Here is a 22927-nt window from a genome sequence, read left to right as displayed (position 1 = left end):
AGTTCCTGCCGTGTCTCACACATTGTCACCGCCTCGAATGTTCAGCTCCGCGCTCATTCTCACGCTCTTGGTCGTCACCTCATCAAACAGGCGACTGGTGATGGAATAAAGTGGAACAAAAAACATCGCCGGCGTAATGCACGTGACCGACGTCTGGAAGCACTCGGGGAACATCGCCCGGTTGTCCGGAATTTCCCTCAACATGTCTTCGTACGACAGCCATTTGACCGCGCCGCCGGTGGACCTGGTAATCACGTGCCCCATGTAGAAGGCCAGCAGGTACAGGAAATTCTGGTTGGCGTGCTTGTCCAGGAACGAGTCGAAGTCCGGCTTGAACTTGATGCGGATCTGGTCCAGCAAATGGTCGACGCGGTCCAGGCTCTCCAGGCTGCCATCCAGGTTCGACTGGCCCAGCGCAGTACTGAACGAGAGCCCGCCCGGGATTTCAGCCTTCGTGAAGAATGCGTTCAGGTACATCTGGGCTTGGTCATTCATGTCCATCTTTGCTGGCGGGGCGAATGACTGGAACAGCACCGAAACGCTGTCGTAGTAGCCCAGCACAGAATCGCCCCCTTCCCGCCCATTCTTGAGATGCTTGTGCACTTTATTGAACGGGAACGTCCCATTCGTTTCGTCAAACGCAATCGCATGGGTGCCGTCAAGTTCCACCCACTGGCCGCCAACGTTCCGTGTGATGCACTCGCCCAGATAGGAACCGTAGACGCTGACGACACGATCGACATAGCTCTTGTCCCCTTGCTCGTGTTGCCGCTGCAGGAAATCGTCGAGCCAGGTCACGCCCTCCATGCTGTAGCCGGCCTTCTTGCCAAGCGCCTTATTGATGACCGATTCCACGAACTCGGCGTTATAGCGAATATCCTCCAGGCTGTCCTGGTCCAACGGGCCCATCTTCATTGAATCTGCCTTAAAATTGCTTACTTGCAAATTTTATCACGACACAATGAACTACCTGAAAGCACTCATCGGCACGCTGGTCGCGTTTGCCATCATTGGCGCGGCACATGCCAAGGGGCCAAGCGACAGGCAACAAATCCTGGACGCCATCCGGCCGCTGGCTGCTGAAGAACTCAACCAACCTGTCAGGATCAAGGTCAACACCTTAAATATCGACTCCGGCTGGGCCGTCCTGGTTGGAAACCTGGTGGGACCGCCTGGCAAGTACATCGATTGGGACAAGAGCGTCACCTGCCGGGCGGATCTCGACCGTATGTTGTGGGTTGTGCTGAGAAAGAAGAACGATGGCTGGCACGTCAAGCATCTGGACCCTTGCGCCTCTGAGCCACCCTACTGGTACATGGAACAATACGGCGGCTTCGTCTGGCCTTGCGGCGTTTATCGGGGACTCGTGGTATCCGGCACCGAAACGCTGGAAACCCAATGCCGCCGTGAACGCGGGACAAGGTAGGCCAGAGCCGAGGAGACCAGCGTCCCCGGCAACGGATTCGTTATTGCTTTGAGCGCATGTCGAGATAGCTGCCCTTGCGCGGTTCGACTGGAGTGCCGTCTTTGAATATTTCAAACTTCTTGCGGCCTGAAACGACGACCGAGAATTGCTCCGGGAGTGCCAGGAAATCCATGATGTCCGGCCGCTTGAGCATCGCCTCGTAGACGGACATCACCTCTAGATCGTCCTTCGACTTGCTCTTGGTCTCCAATTCCGTCAGGACCCAGCCGGTGACGCCGTCCTGCTTCTTTGCCCGGATCATGATGATCGAAGGCGATTGCAATGCTCCCGGGGTCACCATCAGGGGATGATGAAATGGCGCGAACCGGATCGCCTTCGTAGCGCCCAGGCTATCGGCTGCATAGCGCTGCCGCCGCACGATCTTGAGCGTCCTGGTAACGCTTGGCACGAACTTGAACGGGATCGTTTTCATGTCAGGCTCCAGGACCCGAAGCTTGCCATCCTCCGCAGCTTCAAGCTTCAGGGGCACAGGGCCGACGAGCAGTGTTTCGCCGGCCTTGAACTTCTCGCCAGCTGCGACCATCTCTTCCAAGGTCTCACGGAACCACTGCGCGTCCTTTTCGCCTAAAGATCCATCATCCACGGAGAAGACAAATTCAGGCTGGCCGTACTTTGTGCACTGGGTCGTCGAATAGTCTTGAGCGGCGGCAGCGCTCCCGATGAAGGCCGCGATGAAAATAAAGCGTAAAAGATTCTTCAGCATTTGGGTGGTGGTTTGAAGGGAAAACGAGCCGCGTCGACGAGCGAATTCGAGTCAATCACGACTCGCAGTGGTAGTGGAAATAGTACGCATGCTCACGCCCCCGCACCAACAAGACCTGACCGAAGCAGTATTCACATCCATCTTCAAGCACAAATCCTTCAGTAACGTTGGCCGGCTCCGGCAGATCCATCGACTTCTTTGCTCGCGCGAGGCCAGTCGCGATCGTCCCCAGAATACGTTGCAGTACCGATGGCCCGACCGCTCTTATCCTACCGGCGCCATGATCAAGATTTCTGTCCTGGGACATGCTCCATGACCAAAATGGATCAGGCTCCACATGTTCAGGCCAGGCGGCTTTCCTCATATGCACCAGACCATAAGGAACGGAAAAGCCAGATACATCAGCCTCAACGAGCTCTGAGCATGCCAGGAAGCCTTCGGGAACTGGCTCCAAAGAATCGAAGAGAATGCGATCGGTTCGGATCACGTTGGCGGTCGCAGAGGGCCAGCCTATGCGTTTGGTTAATTAGCAATCCACGCAGTTTACCGCATCACGACGAAAGCTGCGCGCGTCGATAGTGCATGGCGATTGCACCGTTGCGCAAGGGCTCCGCTGAAATCAACTCAAGCCGCCGCGTGCTGGGCAGCCCGCCTTGGTACAGGGTCGGGCCGTGGCCGGCGATCCTGGGATGGACGAGGAATTTGTATTCATCGATCAGGTCCAGCCGATCCAATTCGGTCGCGAGCTTGCCGCTGCCAAGGAGTACTCCGCCCGGGGTCCCGTCTTTGAGCTTCTGAACACCTGCACGCAGGTCGCCCGGAATATGGTGGCTATTGGTCCAAGGGTAATCCCTGCGCGTCGACGACACCACGTATTTCGGCTTGGCCTCCAGCTTGACCGCCCACTCGCGCATCGCCGGTGCCGCCTCCACGTCGCCGCCGGCGACCGCTGGCCAATAGCTCTCCATCATCTCGTAGGTGACGCGGCCCCAGAGCATCGCTCCGGCCTCATCCATGAGCCGCGTGAAGAAGGCGTGTGTCTCATCGTCGGCGATGCCTTCCTGATGGTCGATGCAGCCGTCAAGCGTGACGTTGATACTGAAGGTCAAGAGCCCCATGGCGCCCTCCTCTCATCAAAACACTAACAATCAAATCGCTACTTTCGAAATGGGCGTACGTCCAATCTCTACAAGGCGCACACCGTTGAATTGAAACTGATCCATGCATTTCCGGTCTATGTTAAATTCTGCGCCAATGATATCAAATCGATAACTAGCATGACTTACCTCAATGCCGCCGTTCCAGAGGCCCTGCTCGGCACGGCCCAAACCAACCGGCTGTTACGCCTTTCCTTCCCGCATGAGGATGGTCCGCGCGCGCTCATGCTGGCCAACCGGCTGGATGCCGAGGAAGGCTTGTCGCGCGACTTCCGCTTCACCGTAGAAGTGCTGTCGAACGACGCCAGCATACCCCTCACGGACGTACAAGGACGCATGGTAACCATATCGCTGGTGCGCGAAGACGGCAGCCTGCGCTACTTCAACGGCTACGTATTCGAATTCCAGTTCGTGAAGACCGACGGCGGCCACGCTTTCTACCGCATGCAATTGGCGCCATGGATATCCTACCTGCGGCTCCGGCGCGACTATTACCTTTTCCACAGCAAGACGGTCCAGCAACAGACCACCGACATCTTCAATGATTACCCGGTCGCGGACTGGCAAGCGCGCATCCATGGCGAAGACGCCGGGATGACCGATGCCTGCCAGGCAGCGGAAAGCGATTACAACTACCTTCACCGCCGCTGGGAAGAACGCGGTTGGCACTACTGGTATGAGCACCGTGCAGACGGCCATACCCTGGTGCTGGCCGACGACACGACCCGCGCCGACGCCATCGATGGCGAATCGCCAGAGATTCCTTTCCAGCGCGAAGCCGGGGCGCAGGAAGACGACGCCATCGGCGACTGGTCGCCAGTGCGACGCATCGTGCCCGGCAAAGTCGCGCTGGCCAGCTTCGACTTCAAGAACCCCCGCCCTGAGATGACCAACCTGCCCGTGCTCAACGACCAAGGCAAGGTGCACCAGGTCGAAACTTACGACTACACGGGCGCGTATGGATTCATGGCCGGCGACGACGGCGACGCACAAGCCCGCAGGCGCACCGAAGAAATCGAAGCCGGTGCCAAGCATTTCGAAGCCGGCGGCAACGACCGCACTGCGCAACCCGGCCGCTGGTTCCGCCTGACCGGGCACTTCGACAGCCAGGACAGCGAGTTCATGATCCTGGAAGTGCGGCACAGTGCCAGCAATAACTACCAGACCGGCGCCCTCGCCCCAGCGCACTACAGCAACTCGCTGACCTGCATCGGCAGGAACGTTCCATGGCGCCCGGGACGCGGCTTCAACAGCGAAGCTCCCAAGCTCTATGGCCTGCAGACAGCTACCGTGGTTGGCCCGGCCGGCGACGAAATCCATACCGACGAGTATGGCCGCGTGCGCGTGCAGTTCCATTGGGACCGAGTGGGCCAGTATGACGAAAAGAGTTCCGCCTGGGTGCGGGTCGCCACTGCATGGTCCGGCCCGAATTTCGGCATGACGTCGATCCCGCGCATTGGTACCGAGGTGATCGTCCAGTTCCTCGATGGGAACCCCGACCGTCCCCTGATTACAGGCATGGTGCCCAACGCGCAAACCATGCCGCCGTGGACACTGCCGGACAACAAGACGCAAAGCGGCATCCTGTCGCGCTCCACGCCGGGCGGTGGCTACGACAATGCGAACGCGATCCGCTTCGAGGACAAGAAAGGCGCCGAACAGCTTTGGCTGCACGCCGAAAAGGACCAGTTGACCGAAGTCGAACACGATGAGGACAAGTGGGTCGGCAACGACCGCCGCAAAACCATCGACCACGACGAGACCAGCCACATCAAGCACGACCGCACGGAAACCGTTGACAACAACGAAACCATCACCGTGCACAACGACCGCAAGGAACGCGTCGATCATAACGAAACAATCAGCATCGGCGACAACCGTACCGAGGACGTTGGAAAGAACGAGACCATCGACATCGGCGGCACGCGCAATGTCACCATCGGCCACATGAAAATTGAAACCGTGGGATTGGCAAAGATCGTCACCATCGGCGGCGCATACCAGACTTCGGTCGGAGCGGCCATGAACACCACCGTGGCCCTGATGCAGGCCGAGGAAGTGGGCTTGTCGAAAACGGTGATGGTCGGCCAGAAGATCTCCTACACCGCAGGCGACGAGTTCCGTATTGAGGTTGGCGCCAGCACCTTCGTCATGAAAAAGGACGGTCGCATCGAGATTTCGGGCAAGGAAATCATCATTCGCGGCTCGAAGAAAGTCGAATTGCATGGCGACGACGTCGACACCAATCCGGTAGGTTGAACGTGGAGCTCCCGGCAATCCCGAGCCTGCGCTTCGACAACCGCACCGGGTTCGACGCGCTGCATTTCGATACTCTCGACCAGAATGGCGCGCTCTTCCATGTGATCGCCGCCAAGACGGCTTACGCGCTTGGCCCCTGCGATGAGCAAGGCCGCGCTCAACTGATCGCCCTTGAGGAGCCGGCGCCCTTGCACGTGACCGATGTTCATCACGAGGACGATATCGAGCAGAGCGTTCGTTACGAAAGCGACCTGGCGCCATTCAAGCCGCTGTGCGACATCGTCGTGGTTGGCGACGCGCACGCGCCAGCCGGCGCTGAAGCGTGCGCCTTCGAGGTATCGCTGCGAGTCCAGCGCCCTGGCCAGCCGTCGCCGCTGCCGGAACGCCCGCAGCCGCTCAATCCGATGATGCGCCTGTCGCACGACGTCGAGCAGGACTGGCTGCAGCGCGTGGCCGCCGCGCAGAACGCCGTCACGCCCGGCGAGGTCCTGGTCGACAAGACCCTGCGGGTTACCGGCGAACGCCGCGTATACCGCAACGCCGCTCCGGAGCGCTGGCTGAAATCCGCCTTGCGCGCGTGCTCGCTCGGCATGGCGGATGCTGTTCCCTGGCGCCTGAGCACGGCCAGCGCCCCCGCACGCACCCCGTTGCGCTACGAATTAGCCTATGGCGGCGATTGCCGGATTGAAGCCGGCAGCGTTGACGCCGGCCGGGTTCCCGCCAAGCACAGGCTCTCAACAGAACAACGCCAAGCGTATCCGGACCCGGCAATGGCTCCGGAGGCGCATGACAGCTGCCAGCAAAATCCACTTGGCCGTGGCTTCGCCCCCAACTGGTACCTGGAGGCCAGCCGCACCGAATCCTTGCCTGCGCCGCGCATCGAATATTCTGACCAGGCTTTTACCGCCAGCGGGTTCTGGCAAATGGCGGGCGGCGGCAAGCCGCAAGCGCCGGCTGGAATGGGCTATGTTGGCCGGGGTTGGCTTCCGCGCCGGGAGCTGATAGGCCAGGTCGACATGAAAACCAGCTGGAAAGACGACGAGGTTCCCCTGCTGCCCAAGGATTTCGATTTCCGCTACTGGAACGGCGCCCCGGCCGACCAGCAATGCCCATACATCGAAGGCGGCGAGCAGTTCCATCTCACCAACCTGTGCGCTGCAAATGCTCCCTACGCCCGCGTTGACGACCAAGGCAACAGCACACTCTCCTTCACGATGCCGAAAGAATCCCTGTTCCTGCTTGGGGTCGACGCCGATTCGGCCATCGCCGCCATGCCGATGCTCATCGACACGGTGGTGGTCGACCTCGACGCCGGCCAAGTTGAATTGACCTGGCGCATCGCCATCTCCGCCGCCGACGACTTCCAGGAAGTACGACTGCACCATGCCAACACGCCGCAAGCGCTGGAGCGCCTGAATGCCTGGCACGCCGAAACCGAAACGCAAAGCGTCTAAGATTCCATGGCTCACGAAACCGTCACCAAGTCCAAACGCTTTTACTGCGTCAGCCTCACTCCGGATATCTGCAAAACTCCGGTAGGCAATTCCGTCGTACCCATCCCATACACGATTACCGGGGAGTTCAAGGACGCCAAGGACGTATCCCGCTCGGTGAAGACGCAAAGCGCCCCGGTCTTCCTGCATAACAAAAGCGTGATCCCCAGCGTCAAAGGCGACGAACGCGGTACGCTGGGTGGCGTCAAAAGCGGCACCTACCTCAAAACGGTTGAATCGAAAGACTACAGCTCCACCAAAGGCGCCAACGGCACGCAGACCATCCAGGAGTCGCGCATTGTCTGGATGAACAACCGCAACACCATCGGCCGGATCTACGAACGCGGTGTGCAAGCGGCGCGCACGCGCTTGCAAAACCTTGGAAGAGCGGCAAGCGAAACACTGCACGACGCGGCCCAAGGCTACAAGGACAACGTATCGGACAGCCTGCACCAGTTCGGCAAGGACGCGATGGACAAAGGCGGCGACATCGCCATGGGCAGTGCCGCCGTGGGTATAGGCGGACTTGCAGTCGGCGCCACCGGCGTCGGGCTGCCCGTCGCCGCGGCGATGGAAACGACGGCGGCAGCCGGCGGCGTAACCGCCGGCGCAATGACAGCGACTGGCTATGCTGCCGACACCTCGGCCACGGTACTGGACCAGGCGGCCGACTATATCCTCACCGGCAAAACGCCGGATATCGTGACCGCCGCAACCGGCATGGCCTACAGCGCGGCAGAAAACCTGGTATTCAAGAAGGTCGCCAAGGTCGGCAGTTTCCTGAAGAAGCTCATGCCGACGAAGAAAGCCAAGCCTGGCTCGACACCACCGGCGCAGCCCAAACCCCAGCCCAAGGCAACCGGCGGCGACGGCAAGGACGGTCACGACGGCGGCAAGACCAAGCAGGTCAAGGAACCCAAGTCCGACAAGCCGTCCGACTGCTGTCCCAAGGATGGCGCGCCTGGCGGCAAATCCGTCAAGAGCAGCCACCCCGTACACTTCGGCACCGGGGAGGAAATCCTGCCGCAAACGGACTTCGTCCTGGAAGGACCGAAGCCACTGGCCTGGACCCGCACTTACCGTTCCAGCTCGGAGACCGAAGATTGGGGCCTGCTGGGCGCACGCTGGGGCACGCCCTACACCAGCAGCATCTCCATTTGCGCGAAAGGCATCGTCTACCACGAGGCCAGCGGCCGAGCAATAAGGCTGCCAACGCTGGACATCGGCCAGGAACACGACCACCGCGGCGAAGGCTTCACCCTGCGGCGCGACAGCGACCAGCAAGTCACCCTGACCTGGCGCGACGGCGCCACCGATACCTTCAGCGCAGGTCCTGACGGATGGCTGCCGCACGGCTACGATGGCGTCAACGCCATGCTCGCGCCCCGCTCACCCATTCGCACGCAACGCTACTACCTCGCTCGCCGCGCCGAACGCGATGGCAGCGGCATCACCATCGAGCGCAATCATGCGGCCCGGCCGGGCGAAGTCCTTCTCCGCGTGCGCACCGACGACGGCCTGACGATCGAAGCACTGCGGGACACTTACCTGCCGGTTGAATCAGGCCCCGAGCCACAGTTCGCCGCGCCGCGCATCGGCAGCATCGAACAAGTGCTGCCGGATGGCACCCGTCTATGCCACGTGCGCTACCGCTACGAAGCCGACCTGCCCGACCTGGTCACGGCAACTGCGCCAGCGGGCTCCTTCGAAGCGCTGCCGCTACGCTGCAACCTGGTTGAGCAAAGCAATATCGCCGACCAGTCGCGCAGCTATACGTACAAACATCATTTGCTGGTGCATTACACCACCTACTCCGGCTTCGCCCATGGCCTGGAATGGGTCAGCCTCGCCTTCCTGCGCGAGCGCTGGGCCGACAATGCCCTCGACGACGCGCAACTGTCCGAGCGTTGCGCTATCACAGTTGGCAACAGCTACCAGGCCCGCGCCGTCCGCACCACGACGGCCGACGGCCGCGATGAAGTCCAGATCGCGTACATCGACGCCGACACCACCCGCGTCACCGAGCCCGATGGCGGTGTGCTGGAATACCAGTTCAACTCACAATGGCTGGCCACCAGCGTGCACCGCATCGGCCCGGACGGCAGCCCCCGCTCACTGGGAAGGCGCGAATGGGACCGCGACGGCATGCTGTTGGCCGACATCGATGCCGACGGCAACGACAGCCGCTATAGCTACGACAGCGCAGGCAACCTCATTTCGATCACTGACGCGCAGCAGAATGTAACCAGAATCGAATACGATGCGCACAACCAGCCGATCGCCGTAACGGACGCGCTGGGCTACACCACGCGCACCGCTTATGACGGCGCAGGCCGAATTGCCGACCGCACCGATGCCTTGGGCCGCCGCACCGCCTATGACTATGACGCGAAAGGCCGCCTGTCCATCGTGACAGATGCACGCGGCGGCAACAAGCGCCTGTCGTACGACGCTGCTGGCCGCCTTGCTTCATACACCGACTGTTCGAACTTCACTACTCGCTACAACTACGACTCGAATGGACGCCTGAGCGAATACATCGACGCCATTGGCAACACCACCCGTTACCAATACAACCAAGTCGGTCAGATGACGTCGATCATCTACCCCGACGGCACAACTGAAAGCTTCGCTTACGATGCAGACGGCAACCTGGTTACTCATACCGATGCAAAAGGACAGCGCACGCGCTACCACTTCGACGGACACGGCGCGCTGGTCCAGAAGATCGATGCGAAAGAACAGGTTCTGCGCTACAAGTACGACAAGGCGCTGAGGCTCGTTGAGCTTATCAACGGCAATGGCGACTCGTACATGTTCAGCTATGACGTTGAGAGCCGACTCGCCAGCGAAAGTGGTTTCGACGGCAAGGTCACCACCTTTACATACAGCGCCGCGGGCAATCTCGTGGCCACAAACTGCGCAGGCATCGCCACCGATTTCGCTCGCGACGCACTAGGCCGATTGCTCGCAAAAAGCAGCCCAGACGGCGCCGTACGTTACGCTTACGACGCACTTGGCCGCCTGACCGCTACGGCCACATCTCAAGCCGAACATCGGTTCGGCTACGACGCAGCAGGCCAGCTCGTAGAAGAGCGCATGGCCTACTCGCCAGGTCCGGTACGTCTGCCTGGCGAACCCCAAGAATACGTCGCTGCATTCACAATGACCCATGCCTATGACGAACTAGGCAACCATATCCAGACCGTCCTGCCCAACGGCCGACGGGTTGACACCCTAAGGTATGGCAGCGGCCACTGGCACGGCACCCTGTGGCAAGGCAAATCACTGGTCGATCTGGAGCGGGATCATTTGCACCGCGAGACGCAGCGCCAGCTAGGTGGAGGTAAGGAACGCCTCACCGAACGCCGCAGTTACGATCCGCAGTCGCGACTGAATTCCTTCACTCTCGACAAAGGAGCGCAGCGCCTGCGCGAACGCCGCTACGAATATGATGCAGCAAGCAACCTCGTACAAATCAATGACACGTTCGGTGGCAACATTCGCTACACCTACGATCCGCTGGGCCAATTGCTGTCCGCAGTCCAGCCCGACTTGACAGAAATATTCGCCTTCGACCCGGCTGGCAACCTTCTCGATCCCGAAGCTGCGGCAAAGTCCATCAGCACCCGACAGATTCTGCGTGATCTGGACGATCAACCCGCCCCCAGCACAAACGCACCGCGCCTGGCAAAAGTCACGCATAACCTGCTGTGCCAGTACATGGGTTATGCCTATGACTATGATGTGCAGGGTAACACCATCGCCAAACGCGCCCGCTTAGCTAAAGTTGCAAATGACGAGGGCAACCTCGAGTTCGAATATGACTCGGCAAATCGTCTGACCACCGCTACGCGCACGTTTGCAAACTCGCGGCAGGTCGCGCGCTACAGCTACGACGCCTTTGGACGACGCATAGCCAAACGGATCCAAGAGCAGCAGTGGCCAGTTGGACACGCCTCGCCTTCCGTCGGGCTCGAACATAAGGGCAAATTAACGCTCTTCGTATGGGATGGCGACACATTGGCACAAGAAATCTCTGCGGACAATACGATCACCTATCTTTACGAACCAGACACCTTTTTACCCATCGCCCAAATCGAATCCAGCGGCGGAATCGAAACGTGTCCAGCGAACGAAATGATTTTGTGGCAGGGGAATTTCTGGGAGCAATTATCCCTCACGCACGACGCAGGTGCCCATGTCGAGTCTTGGCACTCCCAACGGCAAGCGGTCTTCGACCAGCACCACAGAACACAGTGGACGCAGCGGCTTGCGCTCGCTGAAGAACACGCGTTAAAGGATCACATACTGTACTACCAATGCGACCATGTCGGAATGCCGCTTGAGCTGCGTAATGAGCTTGGAGAAATTGTATGGGCGGCGCGCCATCGTGCGTTTGGGAGCATATTCCGGCAATCAAGGGGCGCTGCAATTCAACCGCTGCGCTTCCAAGGCCAATATGAGGACTCTGAGACCGGACTGTTTTACACAAGACATCGCTATTACGATCCAGCCATCGGGCGCTTCATTAGCCAAGATCCAATTCGATTGGCGGGCGGGCTTAATCCCTATGCTTATGGATTAAATCCGGTGAGTTGGACCGATCCTCTCGGTTTAAAATCGGAATGGCAGACGAATTGGGAAGCAGTGCATGGACCGCTTCCTAACGGGTTCCAAGTCCACCACATTATTCCGAAGAGCAAATCCTCCGTTGCAGCGGTGAAGAAACTATGTCCGAATTTTGACGTTCATAGTGAATCCAACTTAATTGCGCTGCCCACAGATTCCTCGATCACGGTGCCGCCGGGAAGGGGATTCGGAAAGACCACCCACAAAGGTTATCATTCCGGCTATAGTGAGGCCGCCGAGAAAGCTATGGCAGTTGCGGCCCGCTTTAAGAAGAGTGGAGTAACCAATTGTGAAAAATTGCGAGTTATCCAATCAGCTTTACGGTCCCAGTTGGAGAGCGGTGGCCAAACAATGTACGGGAATCAGCATCCAAATGGAGTACCTGGAGTAATGATGGATTGGGTAAATAGTATTCGAAACCATGTGAGGTCCAAATGAACATTGGCTGGAATGAACTTACGATAATTGCAAAGCCGCTATTTGATTTTTTATCTCGCGATAATTTTTATCAAGCTGCTTATTCCGGGCCCAGCGTTGGAAAACTTATTGTGAAGGATCCGGCAGTTGCGATCGATTTTATTTCGGACGATTCTGGGGACCGTTTCGATGATTGGGAATCTGTTACCGATGGCTCCGAGGAATTTTCCGAATATTTCGAGTGGAAGAGTTGGATTGTTCACAATTTAAGGAAAAACAATTATTTCGATCTATCAAAGAAAAATTTCAACGGCGCGGATGTAAAGTTAACCGATTCTGGAGTTTGCTTAATTAATGAATTGATGCACCGGGACGTCAAAATTTTGCTGAACTGTTATGCAAATGACTTTTTCCCAAAAATCTGGTCTGAGATATTGGAGGTTTATCTAAACGATGGTTTCCCCTGCGGTTGGAATGGCAGGTACCCATCAGGCGATTTGGTAGTATTTTCAAATAGTTGAAGCATCACCTATTTCCGCCTTGGATCGCCCTCTGTTTAGCGTAACGGAGAGGAAACGTTCTTTATGATTCCAGAAAGTAAAAGACTATTTGGCAAAAGATGGGGGTGATGTTCTGAGGCAGAACAAGCAAGGAGCACTTCGTACGCTCAGCCAGTTAGGCGTCGATCCAAATTCCGAATTCGGAGAATTCTACTTGGAATATCAAGGTGCATTCATCAGTCCGCGTCCTATTGCCGAGTTGTTGGACATAGACGACTCTGCAATTCCCGCAATCCCCGATCAAACCGACTATTCGCAGGATCGATATCAACTGCCGGAAAAGTTCTTAGCATTGACGTTATGAGCGGAGAAATTCCAGCACGATGGGAGTCTTTCAACAGTTTCCTCGCATGGTATTTTGACAGTACAGATCCCGCAGCTTTTGAGTAAGCTTTGGAACTTCCTCTTTCGGCGCAACTGAGGGGAAAAGATGCAGGCAATATCCTGAGGCAGAACAATCAAGGGGCACTTTATGCGCCAGTCGTGATAGTAATGTCCATCCACCATATTACGGAAGAGCTATACTTTGGGTAGAAATCCAGCCTTACTAAGGCAACATTTTCTTTGCCGCCGAGTCGTTCGCCAACTTCCTGTACAGGCTTGCGCAAAAGCACATTCTTCGCTATAGCCCTTTCACCTTCTGGTAACCGGTGCGGCTCACAGGAATCTTTCGCCCGTCTTTCAGCACGGCGCAATGGCTATCCTTGGTGGCCTGCTCGATGCGCTCGATGCGCTCGACATTGACGATCCACGAACGATGTAGCCGCACGAAACGGGTCTGGTCGAGTTGTTCCTCGAGCTCGGACAGCCGCTGGTTCTTCAGGTATGGCTTGCCCTCGGCCAGGATCTCGACGTAATCGTCCTGCGCTTCGATGGTGTCGATGCGCTCGGCGGCAATCACGTGCACGCGAGAGCCGTCACGAATCAGCACACGTTCCAGCGGGCCGTTGCGGGTCGCCGCCTCGGTCGCCATCTGCGCCACTGGCGGACGCTCGCTACCGAGGCGAGTGCGCACATGCGCCACGGCCTGGTCCAGCCTTTCCTGCGGATAGGGCTTGAGCAGGTAATCGATCGCATGGACCTCAAACGCCTTCAGCGCGTACTGGTCATAGGCCGTGGCGAACACATAGTGCGGTTTGCTGCCCGCTAGTTCCACCACTTCAAAGCCATCGAGCTTTGGCATCTGGATATCGAGGAACACGACATCCGGCTCCAGTTCGGCAATCGCCTTGACGGCTTCGAAGCCGTTGCCGCATTCGGCGACCACTTCCACGTCAGCGTGGGCCCGCAGGTATTCCCGCATGACGCCGCGGGCTAATTCTTCATCATCGACAATGATGACGCGCATGGTTCAGGACTCCTTCGTCTCGGCGGGCAGCGTCAGGGCTACCCGGTATTTATTGTTTTCGTGCCTGCAGTGCAGGCTGGCCTGGTGGCCATAGGCCGCCGCCAACCGCTCCCGCACGTTGACCAGGCCAATGCCATTGCCCTTGCGGGGCGGCGTGTCCGGGTCAGTATCGTTTTCGACTTCAACCTTCAACAGCGAGCCTTCGCGGCGGGCGTCGATGCGCACTGTGCCGCCTTCCGGCATGCCGCCGATGCCGTGCTTGACCGCGTTTTCCACCAGCGGCTGCAGGATCATCGGCGGCAGCAGGCATGGCAGCGCAGCTTCATCCACTTCCTGCTGCACGCCAAGACGCGCGCCGAAGCGCACTTTTTCGATCGCCAGGAAGTGGCCGATCAGGCGCACCTCCTCTTCCAGCGTGATCTTGCCCTGCGCCTCAATCCCCAGGCTCTGGCGGAAGAAGTCCGACAGTCGCTGCGTCATGTCGCGGGCCCGCTTGGCGTCGATCGAGGTCAACGCGCTGATCGAGTTCAGGCTGTTGAACAGGAAGTGCGGGTCGATCTGGGTGCGCAGCATGCGCAATTCCGCATCGCGCGCCAGCAGCTTTGATTCCAGTTCGCGCTGCTCAGCCTGGCGGGCCCGGACAAACTCGCTGACCAGGTAATTCAGGCTCGCCAGCAGGCCGTACATCAGGACACCGAGCGAAAACAGCAAGGCCGTCAACTGGGGCCGGATCGCAATGCCTTCGGCGCCGAACGATTCCGCCCCAACGTTCCAGAGGCGCATCAGGAACACCCACAGGAAGCCGGCCCAGACGGCTGCGGTCAGCATCGACACCAGGATCACCGACGGGCTGCGCTCGCGCAACGGATTGGCCTTGCACATGTAGTAGGCCGAAAACCCGGCGCCAACCGAAAACAGCAGGGTCACCGGCACCGCAAACAACATGGCGCGCAGCCATGGTTCGTCGCCCAGTTGGGCCACAGCCCCGCCTAGTCCGATCCCCAGCAGCAGCCATACCGTCAGGTACAGCAGCACGCCGCTGCGACTGGTCAACACGCGCGGCATCAGTTGCGGATTTCCAGGCCGCCCATGATCACGGTGCCGCGGATGACCAGGCGCTTGCTGTTGTCCTTCGGCTCCATGGTCTTTTCCTCAAAGCCGCCCAGGATCGGCGTGCCTTCCAGCTCCACCGTCCAGTCGGCCGGCACCTTGATCGAGATGCCCCCCATCAAGGCGAACACATTGAGTACGGCAACGCCGTTCAGCGACGCAGTGCGCATATCGAGGTCGATGCCGCCCATGATGCTGGTCAGGTCGCCGCCACGGAAGTCCTGGGTGGTCACCTTGCGCTGGAACCCGCCGAGAACGGCCGTCAATTCCAGTACGCGCTCACTGGTTTCGCCTTCCGACACGCCGAACAGCGACGTATCGTCGGCAAAGCCGCTGGCGACAGAGCTTTCACTGTCCGGCTGCCTGCGGCGCTTGCTGGCACGGAACACCATCATCAGGCCCAGGCCGATAATTCCGATCGGGAAGATGACCTTCCAGCTGATGTAGATCAGGCCGAGGCCTTTCAGCAGCGACAGCGCGCCGAAGCCGATCATGAAGATCCCTGCCACTGCTGCCCCGCTGCCGCGCCGCGGCGCTTGCGCCAGGGTCGAGGCGCCGACCACCATCAGGATGAAGGGCCAGAAGTGCACCCGCATGTCGAGGTCGATCCAGCCCAAGTTATCGATCAGGAACAGGAAGCCGGCCAGGATGACGGCGGCGCCGATCAGCATCTGGGATGCGGTATTACGTTCGCGATGGCTGCGGTTGCGCATTATTGGTTCTCCTCTTTATTGGCGCTGTATTTAATCACAACTGGCTGCACCAGCAGGCAGATTCCTGCAATGATGACCAGGATGGGCCAGCTGTTGTGGAAAGTCAGGCCCCAGATATGCTCGAACGACATGTAGAACCAGCCGGCGAAGGCGATATGGCACAGGCCATCCACCACATGCTTCGGCGTGGTCGGCGGGATCAGTTTGACGGCGCCGAAAGCCATGGCCAGGAAAGGCCAGTAACGCCACAGCTGGCCAATTGGCGGAATGTCGATATCGGTCAGGAACAGCACGCCGACGGCGATCACGATCAGGCCCCAAAGCAGCTGGCTGCGCGATTGCATTTCTTTGCTCATTTCTTGCTCCCCGTTGATTGGATGGATGAACGATACCGGGGAGCGAATGGCGGCGAAACGGCTTTTCGGCGAACGGCGGCGGCGGCTCGGTGAATGGCGAAAATTTCAGCGAACGGCGAAAAAAAAACCCGCCAGTCGGCGGGTCATATGGCAGTACGGGGGTCTAGCGCCCTGTTTCCATCTTCGGCTCGAACAGCATCAAGCCCCAGCCCAGCTGGCGGCGAATCTCCTCTGGCGATGGAGGTGGCTTGACGGCTTGAGAACGGCGTTCGAGGTACTCCCTTACCACGTACTTGGATGGGTGGTTGGTCTGGGTCATGATAGGCCTCCGTATTCTGTTTGTGGGCCGGGGTGCCTTGCTATGGAAGGAACCGGCCAGGATGTCTGGTAGATGAGCGCTGGGCGCTTCGATCACGCTTCCATCTTATTTCCCGCCCCGCTAGCATACGGTGCGTTTGCTCACAATTCCCCCGTCAGTTCGGCTCTTGTTGCTGTCGGAATCGGCCTACGAAATGTGGTTTGCAAGTCATGCGGCCTCGAGCACGCAAAAATTTTTCCCTTGACGTTTTACGGCGCTTTTCCCGTGCCCCGCGAACGTCGTCGAGCTCTGTGCGCTTGAAAACATACACACTTCACTAATGAACTAATTGGCGGAGGGGGTGGGCTATATTGATCGTCGTTGGCAAGCAGGAAAGGTTATGTTTTCAGCAGGCCACTGACGATATAACCAGGCAATCTCTTGCGCGCTGACAAACCGCTTCACCTTCACAACAACACTATCTCAAGGGGTATTAACATGAAGAAAGCGTTTCTTAGCAAGGTAGCCGGAACACTGATGCTATCGGCCGGGCTGTTTGCCAGCTCGGGCGCCATGGCACAGACAACGTTGACCTTTGATGCTGCGGGCAATGCCATCTTTGGCGCACTGCACGCAACAGCCGGGGACTATATCGACACCTATCTGTTCTCAGTCGACACCAACGCCACGTATGCCAGCGGTAACGTGGTGGTCGGCAAGACCTGGATCGATGGTTCCCGCCTGGCAAACTATGGCATCACGGGTATCCAGTTCTTCAAAGTGGAAGCCGACAGCAGCCAAACCGCCCTGGCAACGACCTTCGACACTTCGTCCGGTATCGAGTTCTTCCCGATCGATGCCCTGATGTCGGGCAATTATGGCTTCACGGTCACTGGCAGCACCGCCATCGCAGGTCTGGGCGGTTCCTATGCCGGTAACCTGGGCCTGGCAGCTCCAATTCCGGAACCTGCTACCTATGCGATGCTGCTGGTAGGCGTTGGCCTGCTGGGCCTGGCTTCCCGTCGCAAGTCCAACGACAAGCTGGGCTAAGCCGCAACCACTCCCCCCGTGGAAACCCGCTGCGGCGGGTTTTTCATTGCTTCTTCTTCCCGGCTTCTGGCACCGGTTTCGAATCGGCGACGCCAACTTCCCTGGTGGCCGCCACCTGTGCCACATATGGCCCGGGATCGACGCATGCGGGCAACGCTGCCGTTGGCTTGCCGCCGCTGCCTTTGGTTTTGAAATAATAGGCAGCAACGCGATCCTGCGCCTGGCAAAGCTTGAAGGCGGCTACCTTGTCGGTCCAGGCTTGCTTGTCCTTGGCCGCAGCAGCGGCGGCCTTCTGCTCTTCAGTGGGCGCGGCGAGCTTGGCTTGCACGGCAGTGCAGGCGGCCAGCAGGACCAGTGCGTATATGGGCTTGTTCATGGCTGGTTCCTCCTCAGATGGTCTTGGGGGCAGGCGGCGGCACCGCTTCGCCGTCGTGTTCGGGGGCGCGTACGCGCGGCACCTTGCCGTCCACTACTTCCTGGTACCAGATGTCGTGGTGTTCGCGCGCCCACGCATCGTCCACATAGCCCTCGCGCATGGCTTTGTATGCCCCTTCCATCCCGACGGTGCCCAGGTAAATATGGCCGAGCGCCAAGCCCATCATCAGCACCGTGGCTGTGATGTGCAGCAGGTTTGCGCCCTGCATCATGAAGCGCGTGTATTCGAGGTTGGGCACTAGTTTGTCGAGCACGAAGCCGGAGCCGCTGGCAGCCAGGCCGAGCAAGGTGACGCCGCCCCAGAACCAGAGCTTTTCGCCGGCGTTGAAGCGTCCGGCGGGAGCATGCCCTTGTCCGAACATGCCGCCCAGCCGGGCCAGCCATTTGAGGTCCGCCACGATAGGGAAATTGTCCTTCACGAACAGGATGAAGGTGACGATGATCGCGACCGTGAATAGCGGGCCGACGAAGTTGTGGATGGTTTTCAGGGCGTAGGTCAGGTAGCCGAACAGGCTGTGGCCGATGATGGGCATCAGCACGAATTTCCCGAACATCATGCACAGGCCGGAGACAGCCAGCACGACGAAGGTGATGGCGGTGGTCCAGTGCACGAAGCGCTCGGTTGGCGTAAAGCGCTGGATCTTGCGGCCGGTTGGCGGCGCATGCACCTTGATCGGGCCTTTGGCGAAGTACATCACGGCGATCGCGGCGAGCACACCCAAAATCAGCCAGCCGCCAATGCTGATCATCGGCCCATTGCGGAAGCGGCGCCAGGCCTCGCCGGCCGTCGTTGCCACGGGCTGGCCGGGGAGCTGGGCCTTGGGTTGGATCAGTACGCCGGATTCGGGATAAGGCAGGCTGCTGTAATGCGCTTCGCCGGCCACTACCTTGCGCCACACCGGCGCGTTGTTGCCAGGCTGGTCGCGCGTGCGTTCGGCCTGGTTCTGCTTGAGGATGTCCAGCGATTCGACGCGCGGCGCCGCGTTGGGGGCGCTGGCCGCATTTGCGGCGGCGCCCTGCTGGCGATTCGCGGGGGCATCCGCCGCAAGGGACGTGCCGGCGGCGAGTGCCACGGCCAGCATTGCCAACCATCGTTTCATGGCGAACCTCCCTAACGGTTGGTCTTCACATACTCATTCTGCAGCTGCCCGCGTTCGCGCACCTGCTTGTCCCAGGAAGCCTTGTCGCCCGGGGTCCAGCCCTTGGCCACCTGCGCAGTGCGGGCGCCTTTGTATCCAGGCTCGTCGCCGCGGTTCACCGCACTGCCCTGCTTCGACTGCGAGACCTCGCCGCAGGCCGCCAGCGCCAGCAGCGCTACCAGATAGAGCTTCATGGTTTCGCCTCCGGTTTGCCGTAAGCCGTGCCCCAGCCCCAGACCTCGCTGCCCTTGCCGCGCGTGACAACGCGGGTACGGAAGATGTCCGCCACCACATCGCCATCGCCACCCAGCAGCGCCTTGGTCGAACACATCTCCGCGCAGGCCGGCAGCTTACCCTCGGCCAGCCTGTTGCGGCCGTACTTCTCGAATTCCGCTTGCGAGCCGTTCTCCTCCGGGCCGCCCGCGCAGAAGGTGCACTTGTCCATCTTGCCGCGCAGGCCGAAGGTCCCGTTGGAGGGGAACTGCGGCGCCCCGAACGGGCAGGCATAGGAGCAGTAGCCGCAGCCGATGCAGGCATCCTTGTTATGCAGGACCACGCCTTCCTCGGTACGGTAGAAGCAATCGACCGGGCACACCGCCATGCAAGGCGCGTCCGAGCAATGCATGCACGCCACCGATACCGACTTTTCCTGCCCGATGATGCCGTCGTTGATGGTCACTACCCGGCGCCGGTTTACGCCCCAGGGCACCTCGTGCTCGTTCTTGCACGCCGTCGCACAGGCGTTGCATTCGATGCAGCGCTCCGTGTCGCAAATGAATTTCATCCGTGCCATGGCAATCTCCTCAGCCCGCGAAGCGTTCGATATTGCAGATCGTCGTCTTGGTCTCCTGCATCATGGTGACCGAGTCGTAGCCGTAAGTCGTGGCCGTGTTGACCGCCTCCCCGCGCACGATCGGCGCTGCGCCTTCCGGGTAGTATTCCAGCATGTCCTTGCCCTGCCACCAGCCCGAGAAATGGAAGGGAATGAAGGCCGTATCCACGCCCACGCGCTGCGTCACCAGCGCCCGCACCTTGATGCGCGCACCAGTCGGCGTCGACACGATCACGTAGTCGCCATTGCGAATGCCGCGGTCCGACGCAGCATTCGGATTGATTTCGACGAAGTTCTCCTGCTGCAGTTCGGCCAGCCAGGGATTGGAACGCGTTTCTTCGCCACCGCCCTCGTATTCCACCAGCCGTCCGGAGGTCAGGATGATCGGGAATCTCTTCGCCAGGCCATCGTCGACAGCCTTCTGCTGCACGGTCTTGTACAGCGTCGGCATGCGCCAGAAGGCTTTCTTGTCGTCGTGTGTCGGATATTTGGCGACCAGGTCCGGCCGGGTGCCGAACAGCGGTTCGCGATGCAAGGGCACCGGATCGGGGAAGTTCCACACCACGGCACGCGCCTTGGCATTGCCGAAGGGGTGCACGCCATGTACCTTCAGGCATACGCGCTGGATGCCGCCGGACAGGTCGGTCTTCCAGTTTTTCCCCTCCGCCGCCAGCTTTTCGGCATCGGTCAGCTCGTCCCACCAGCCCAGTTTTTTCATCAGCACGTGGTCGAATTCGGGATAGCCGGTCGTAATGTCGGCTCCCTTGGAGAACGAGCCATCCTCCGCCAGCAGGTTGACGCCGTCGCGCTCCACGCCGAAATTGGCGCGGAAGTTGCCGCCGCCATCCATCACATGCTGGCTGTTGTCATACAGGTTGGCCGAACCAGGATGCTTGAGTTCCGGCGTGCCGTAGCACGGCCATGGCAGGCCGAAATAGTCGCCCGTCAGGTCGTAGCCTGTCTCCGCATCCTTGCCGCCTTTGCAGCGCAAGGTCTTCACGTCGAACATGTGCATATTGCGCATGTGTGCCTTCAGGCGTTCCGGCGACTGGCCGGTGTAGCCTATGGTCCAGCTGCCGCGATTGATTTCCCTCAGCATCGATTCCGGCTCGGGTTCCATCAGATTGCCCTTGCCCGGCACAAGCTTCAGCTTCGCCACCAATTGCTTGCCGAAGCCGAGCTTTTCGGCCAGCTGGTACATGATCATGTGGTCGGTGCGCGATTCGAACAGCGGTTCGATCACCTTTTCGCGCCACTGCACCGAACGGTTGGATGCAGTGACGGAGCCGGAGGTTTCAAACTGCGTGGCCGCCGGCAGCAGGTAGACGGCGCGGTTCGGGTTGACCTCCTGCCCTTCCACTTTCATCGCGGCCATGGCAGCCGTGGCGGACGGATACGGATCGATCACCACCAGCATTTCCAGCTTGTCCATCGCCTTCTTCATTTCCAGCCCGCGCGTTTGCGAGTTCGGCGCGTGGCCCCAGAAGAAGACCGCCTTTACATTGCTGTCCTGGTCGATCAGCTCGTTTTTCTCGAGCACCGCGTCGACCCAGCGCGATACGGTCGTGCCGGATTTTTCCATCATGGCCTGCGAGGCGAATTGGCTCTTGACCCATTCGTAATCCACGCCCCAGACGGCGCACCAATGCTTCCATGCGCCTGCTGCGAGGCCGTAGTACGCGGGCAGCGAATCGGGATTCGGGCCCACGTCTGTCGCGCCTTGCACGTTATCGTGGCCACGGAAGATATTGGTCCCGCCGCCGCTCTTGCCGACATTCCCCAGCGCGAGCTGAAGGATGCAGGAAGCGCGCACGATCGCGTTGCCAATCGAGTGCTGGGTCTGGCCCATGCACCAGACCACGGTGGAAGGACGATTTTTTGCCATCGTCTCCGCTGCCTGCAATACCTGTGCTTCCGGTACGCCGCAGGCTTCCTCCACCTTGTCCGGCGTCCACTTGGTGACTTCTTCGCGCACCTTGTCCATGCCGTAGACGCGGGCGGCAATGTATTCCTTGTCTTCCCAGCCGTTCTTGAAAATATGCCACAGCATCCCGTACAGGAAGGGAATGTCGGAGCCGGAACGGATGCGGATGTACTGGTCCGACTTGGCCGCCGTGCGCGTGTAGCGCGGGTCGACCACGATCATCTTGCAGCCGTTTTCCTTCGAGTGCAGCATGTGCAGCATCGACACCGGGTGCGCTTCCGCCGCGTTGGAGCCGATATACATGGCCGCCCTGGCGTTCTGCATGTCGTTGTAGCTGTTGGTCATGGCGCCGTAGCCCCAGGTATTCGCGACGCCTGCCACGGTAGTCGAGTGGCAGATGCGCGCCTGGTGGTCACAGTTATTGGTGCCGAAGAAGGAGACGAATTTGCGCAGCAAAGCTGACTGCTCGTTATTGTGTTTCGACGAGCCGACGAAGAATACGGAATCCGGGCCATCCTTCTTTTTCATGTCCAGAAGCTTGGCTGAGATTTCCTGCAAGGCCTGGTCCCAGCTGATGCGCTGGTATTTGCCGTTGACCAGCTTCATCGGATATTTCAGGCGGTACTCGCCGTGGCCATGTTCGCGCAACGCGGCGCCCTTGGCGCAATGCGCACCCAGGTTGATCGGCGAGTCGAACACTGGCTCCTGCCGAATCCAGATGCCGTTCTCCACCACCGCATCGACCGCGCAGCCCACCGAGCAGTGGCTGCAGACCGTGCGCCGCACAACCTGCTTGCTACCGCTATCACCAGCGGCAGGATCTTTTGCCTGCGCCTTGCGCATCAGCGAAAGCTGCGATGCCGCCAGCCCGACGCCGACGCCGATGCCGGAGCGTTTCAGGAACGCGCGCCGGTCCATCGTTGGCAAGGCCCGCGCCAGGCTGCCTTCCAGGCTGGATGCGAAACGGCCAGACGCGCGAGGGCCGGCAGGCCCTTTACGTGTAAGGAGCGTCATG

20 protein-coding genes are annotated in these 22927 nt (G+C 59.7%); 6 read left to right on the top strand and 14 right to left on the bottom strand.

Going from position 1 to position 22927, the window contains the following annotated elements:
- Window positions 1-15: 15 nt before the first annotated feature.
- Complete coding sequence (locus ACN9MU_RS13910) at window positions 16-915, bottom strand: hypothetical protein (RefSeq protein WP_426323030.1); 900 nt, start codon at window positions 913-915, stop codon at window positions 16-18.
- Between the two features lie 46 nt (window positions 916-961).
- Between ACN9MU_RS13910 and ACN9MU_RS13905 the strand changes: the two genes are divergently transcribed.
- On the top strand, window positions 962-1426 hold the full coding sequence (locus tag ACN9MU_RS13905) for a hypothetical protein (protein ID WP_426171420.1): 465 nt from the start codon (window positions 962-964) through the stop codon (window positions 1424-1426).
- 40 nt (window positions 1427-1466) lie between these two features.
- Here the strand turns inward: ACN9MU_RS13905 and ACN9MU_RS13900 are convergent, their stop codons facing one another.
- From ACN9MU_RS13900 to ACN9MU_RS13890, 3 genes are all read right to left on the bottom strand, one after another.
- Complete coding sequence (locus ACN9MU_RS13900) at window positions 1467-2189, bottom strand: immunity protein Imm33 domain-containing protein (protein ID WP_426323028.1); 723 nt, start codon at window positions 2187-2189, stop codon at window positions 1467-1469.
- A gap of 55 nt (window positions 2190-2244) precedes the next feature.
- Entirely contained in the window at window positions 2245-2676 is a 432-nt protein-coding gene (locus tag ACN9MU_RS13895) for a hypothetical protein (protein WP_426323026.1), read from the bottom strand.
- A 64-nt stretch (window positions 2677-2740) separates the two neighbouring features.
- Window positions 2741-3307: a dihydrofolate reductase family protein gene (locus ACN9MU_RS13890; RefSeq protein WP_426323024.1), complete on the bottom strand. Its 567-nt coding sequence runs from the start codon at window positions 3305-3307 to the stop codon at window positions 2741-2743.
- 159 nt (window positions 3308-3466) lie between these two features.
- Here ACN9MU_RS13890 and ACN9MU_RS13885 point away from each other — a divergent pair, with 159 nt between their 5' ends.
- Genes ACN9MU_RS13885 through ACN9MU_RS13870 form a run of 4 tightly spaced genes read left to right on the top strand, consistent with a single transcriptional unit; the run spans window position 3467 to window position 12668 of the window.
- On the top strand, window positions 3467-5605 hold the full coding sequence (locus ACN9MU_RS13885; protein WP_426171413.1) for a type VI secretion system Vgr family protein: 2139 nt from the start codon (window positions 3467-3469) through the stop codon (window positions 5603-5605).
- A gap of 2 nt (window positions 5606-5607) precedes the next feature.
- Window positions 5608-7059, top strand: coding sequence for a DUF2169 family type VI secretion system accessory protein (locus ACN9MU_RS13880; RefSeq protein ID WP_426344746.1), 1452 nt, complete (start codon window positions 5608-5610; stop codon window positions 7057-7059).
- Between the two features lie 6 nt (window positions 7060-7065).
- Window positions 7066-12168: an RHS repeat-associated core domain-containing protein gene (locus ACN9MU_RS13875; RefSeq protein ID WP_426344745.1), complete on the top strand. Its 5103-nt coding sequence runs from the start codon at window positions 7066-7068 to the stop codon at window positions 12166-12168.
- Complete coding sequence (locus ACN9MU_RS13870) at window positions 12165-12668, top strand: hypothetical protein (RefSeq protein ID WP_426323017.1); 504 nt, start codon at window positions 12165-12167, stop codon at window positions 12666-12668. The genes ACN9MU_RS13875 and ACN9MU_RS13870 overlap by 4 nt, the downstream gene beginning before the upstream one ends.
- 661 nt (window positions 12669-13329) lie before the next feature.
- On the opposite strand, the gene ACN9MU_RS13865 is transcribed toward ACN9MU_RS13870, so the two are convergent.
- The 5 genes from ACN9MU_RS13865 to ACN9MU_RS13845 form a co-directional block, all read right to left on the bottom strand.
- Entirely contained in the window at window positions 13330-14055 is a 726-nt protein-coding gene (locus tag ACN9MU_RS13865; protein ID WP_426171400.1) for a LytR/AlgR family response regulator transcription factor, read from the bottom strand.
- A 3-nt stretch (window positions 14056-14058) separates the two neighbouring features.
- Window positions 14059-15120, bottom strand: coding sequence for a sensor histidine kinase (locus ACN9MU_RS13860; RefSeq protein WP_426171399.1), 1062 nt, complete (start codon window positions 15118-15120; stop codon window positions 14059-14061).
- A complete protein-coding gene (locus ACN9MU_RS13855; protein WP_426171397.1) occupies window positions 15120-15878 on the bottom strand; it encodes a LiaF transmembrane domain-containing protein in 759 nt (252 codons plus the stop codon). The genes ACN9MU_RS13860 and ACN9MU_RS13855 overlap by 1 nt, the downstream gene beginning before the upstream one ends.
- A complete protein-coding gene (locus ACN9MU_RS13850) occupies window positions 15878-16234 on the bottom strand; it encodes a LiaF transmembrane domain-containing protein (RefSeq protein ID WP_426171395.1) in 357 nt (118 codons plus the stop codon). Before ACN9MU_RS13850 ends, ACN9MU_RS13855 begins: the two co-directional genes overlap by 1 nt.
- A gap of 163 nt (window positions 16235-16397) precedes the next feature.
- The gene (locus ACN9MU_RS13845; protein WP_426171393.1) at window positions 16398-16553 is read right to left on the bottom strand and encodes a hypothetical protein; all 156 of its coding nucleotides are present in this window, start codon (window positions 16551-16553) and stop codon (window positions 16398-16400) included.
- A 477-nt stretch (window positions 16554-17030) separates the two neighbouring features.
- Between ACN9MU_RS13845 and ACN9MU_RS13840 the strand changes: the two genes are divergently transcribed.
- Entirely contained in the window at window positions 17031-17582 is a 552-nt protein-coding gene (locus tag ACN9MU_RS13840; RefSeq protein ID WP_426171391.1) for an FxDxF family PEP-CTERM protein, read from the top strand.
- Window positions 17583-17625: 43 nt separating this feature from the next.
- Here ACN9MU_RS13840 and ACN9MU_RS13835 read toward each other — a convergent pair whose 3' ends face one another.
- From ACN9MU_RS13835 to ACN9MU_RS13815, 5 genes are read right to left on the bottom strand one after another with little or no spacing between them, the layout of a single operon-like run.
- Complete coding sequence (locus ACN9MU_RS13835) at window positions 17626-17958, bottom strand: hypothetical protein (RefSeq protein ID WP_426323013.1); 333 nt, start codon at window positions 17956-17958, stop codon at window positions 17626-17628.
- Between the two features lie 13 nt (window positions 17959-17971).
- Window positions 17972-19117 carry a formate dehydrogenase subunit gamma gene (locus ACN9MU_RS13830; protein ID WP_426323011.1) on the bottom strand — a complete coding sequence of 382 codons (1146 nt, stop codon included), beginning with the start codon at window positions 19115-19117 and terminating at the stop codon, window positions 17972-17974.
- A gap of 11 nt (window positions 19118-19128) precedes the next feature.
- Window positions 19129-19350, bottom strand: a complete 222-nt coding sequence (locus tag ACN9MU_RS13825; protein ID WP_426323009.1) for a hypothetical protein — start codon at window positions 19348-19350, stop codon at window positions 19129-19131.
- Window positions 19347-19949, bottom strand: coding sequence for a formate dehydrogenase FDH3 subunit beta (gene fdh3B, locus ACN9MU_RS13820; RefSeq protein ID WP_426171386.1), 603 nt, complete (start codon window positions 19947-19949; stop codon window positions 19347-19349). Before fdh3B ends, ACN9MU_RS13825 begins: the two co-directional genes overlap by 4 nt.
- Before the next feature lie 10 nt (window positions 19950-19959).
- A complete protein-coding gene (locus tag ACN9MU_RS13815; protein WP_426171384.1) occupies window positions 19960-22926 on the bottom strand; it encodes a formate dehydrogenase subunit alpha in 2967 nt (988 codons plus the stop codon).
- Window position 22927: the final 1 nt, after the last annotated feature.

It is taken from the genome of Pseudoduganella sp. R-32 (assembly GCF_049913245.1).
Classification (GTDB): Bacteria; Pseudomonadota; Gammaproteobacteria; order Burkholderiales; family Burkholderiaceae_D; genus Rugamonas.
Note: the sequence above shows the minus strand (reverse complement) of the source record. Positions and strands in the feature narration are given on the sequence as shown.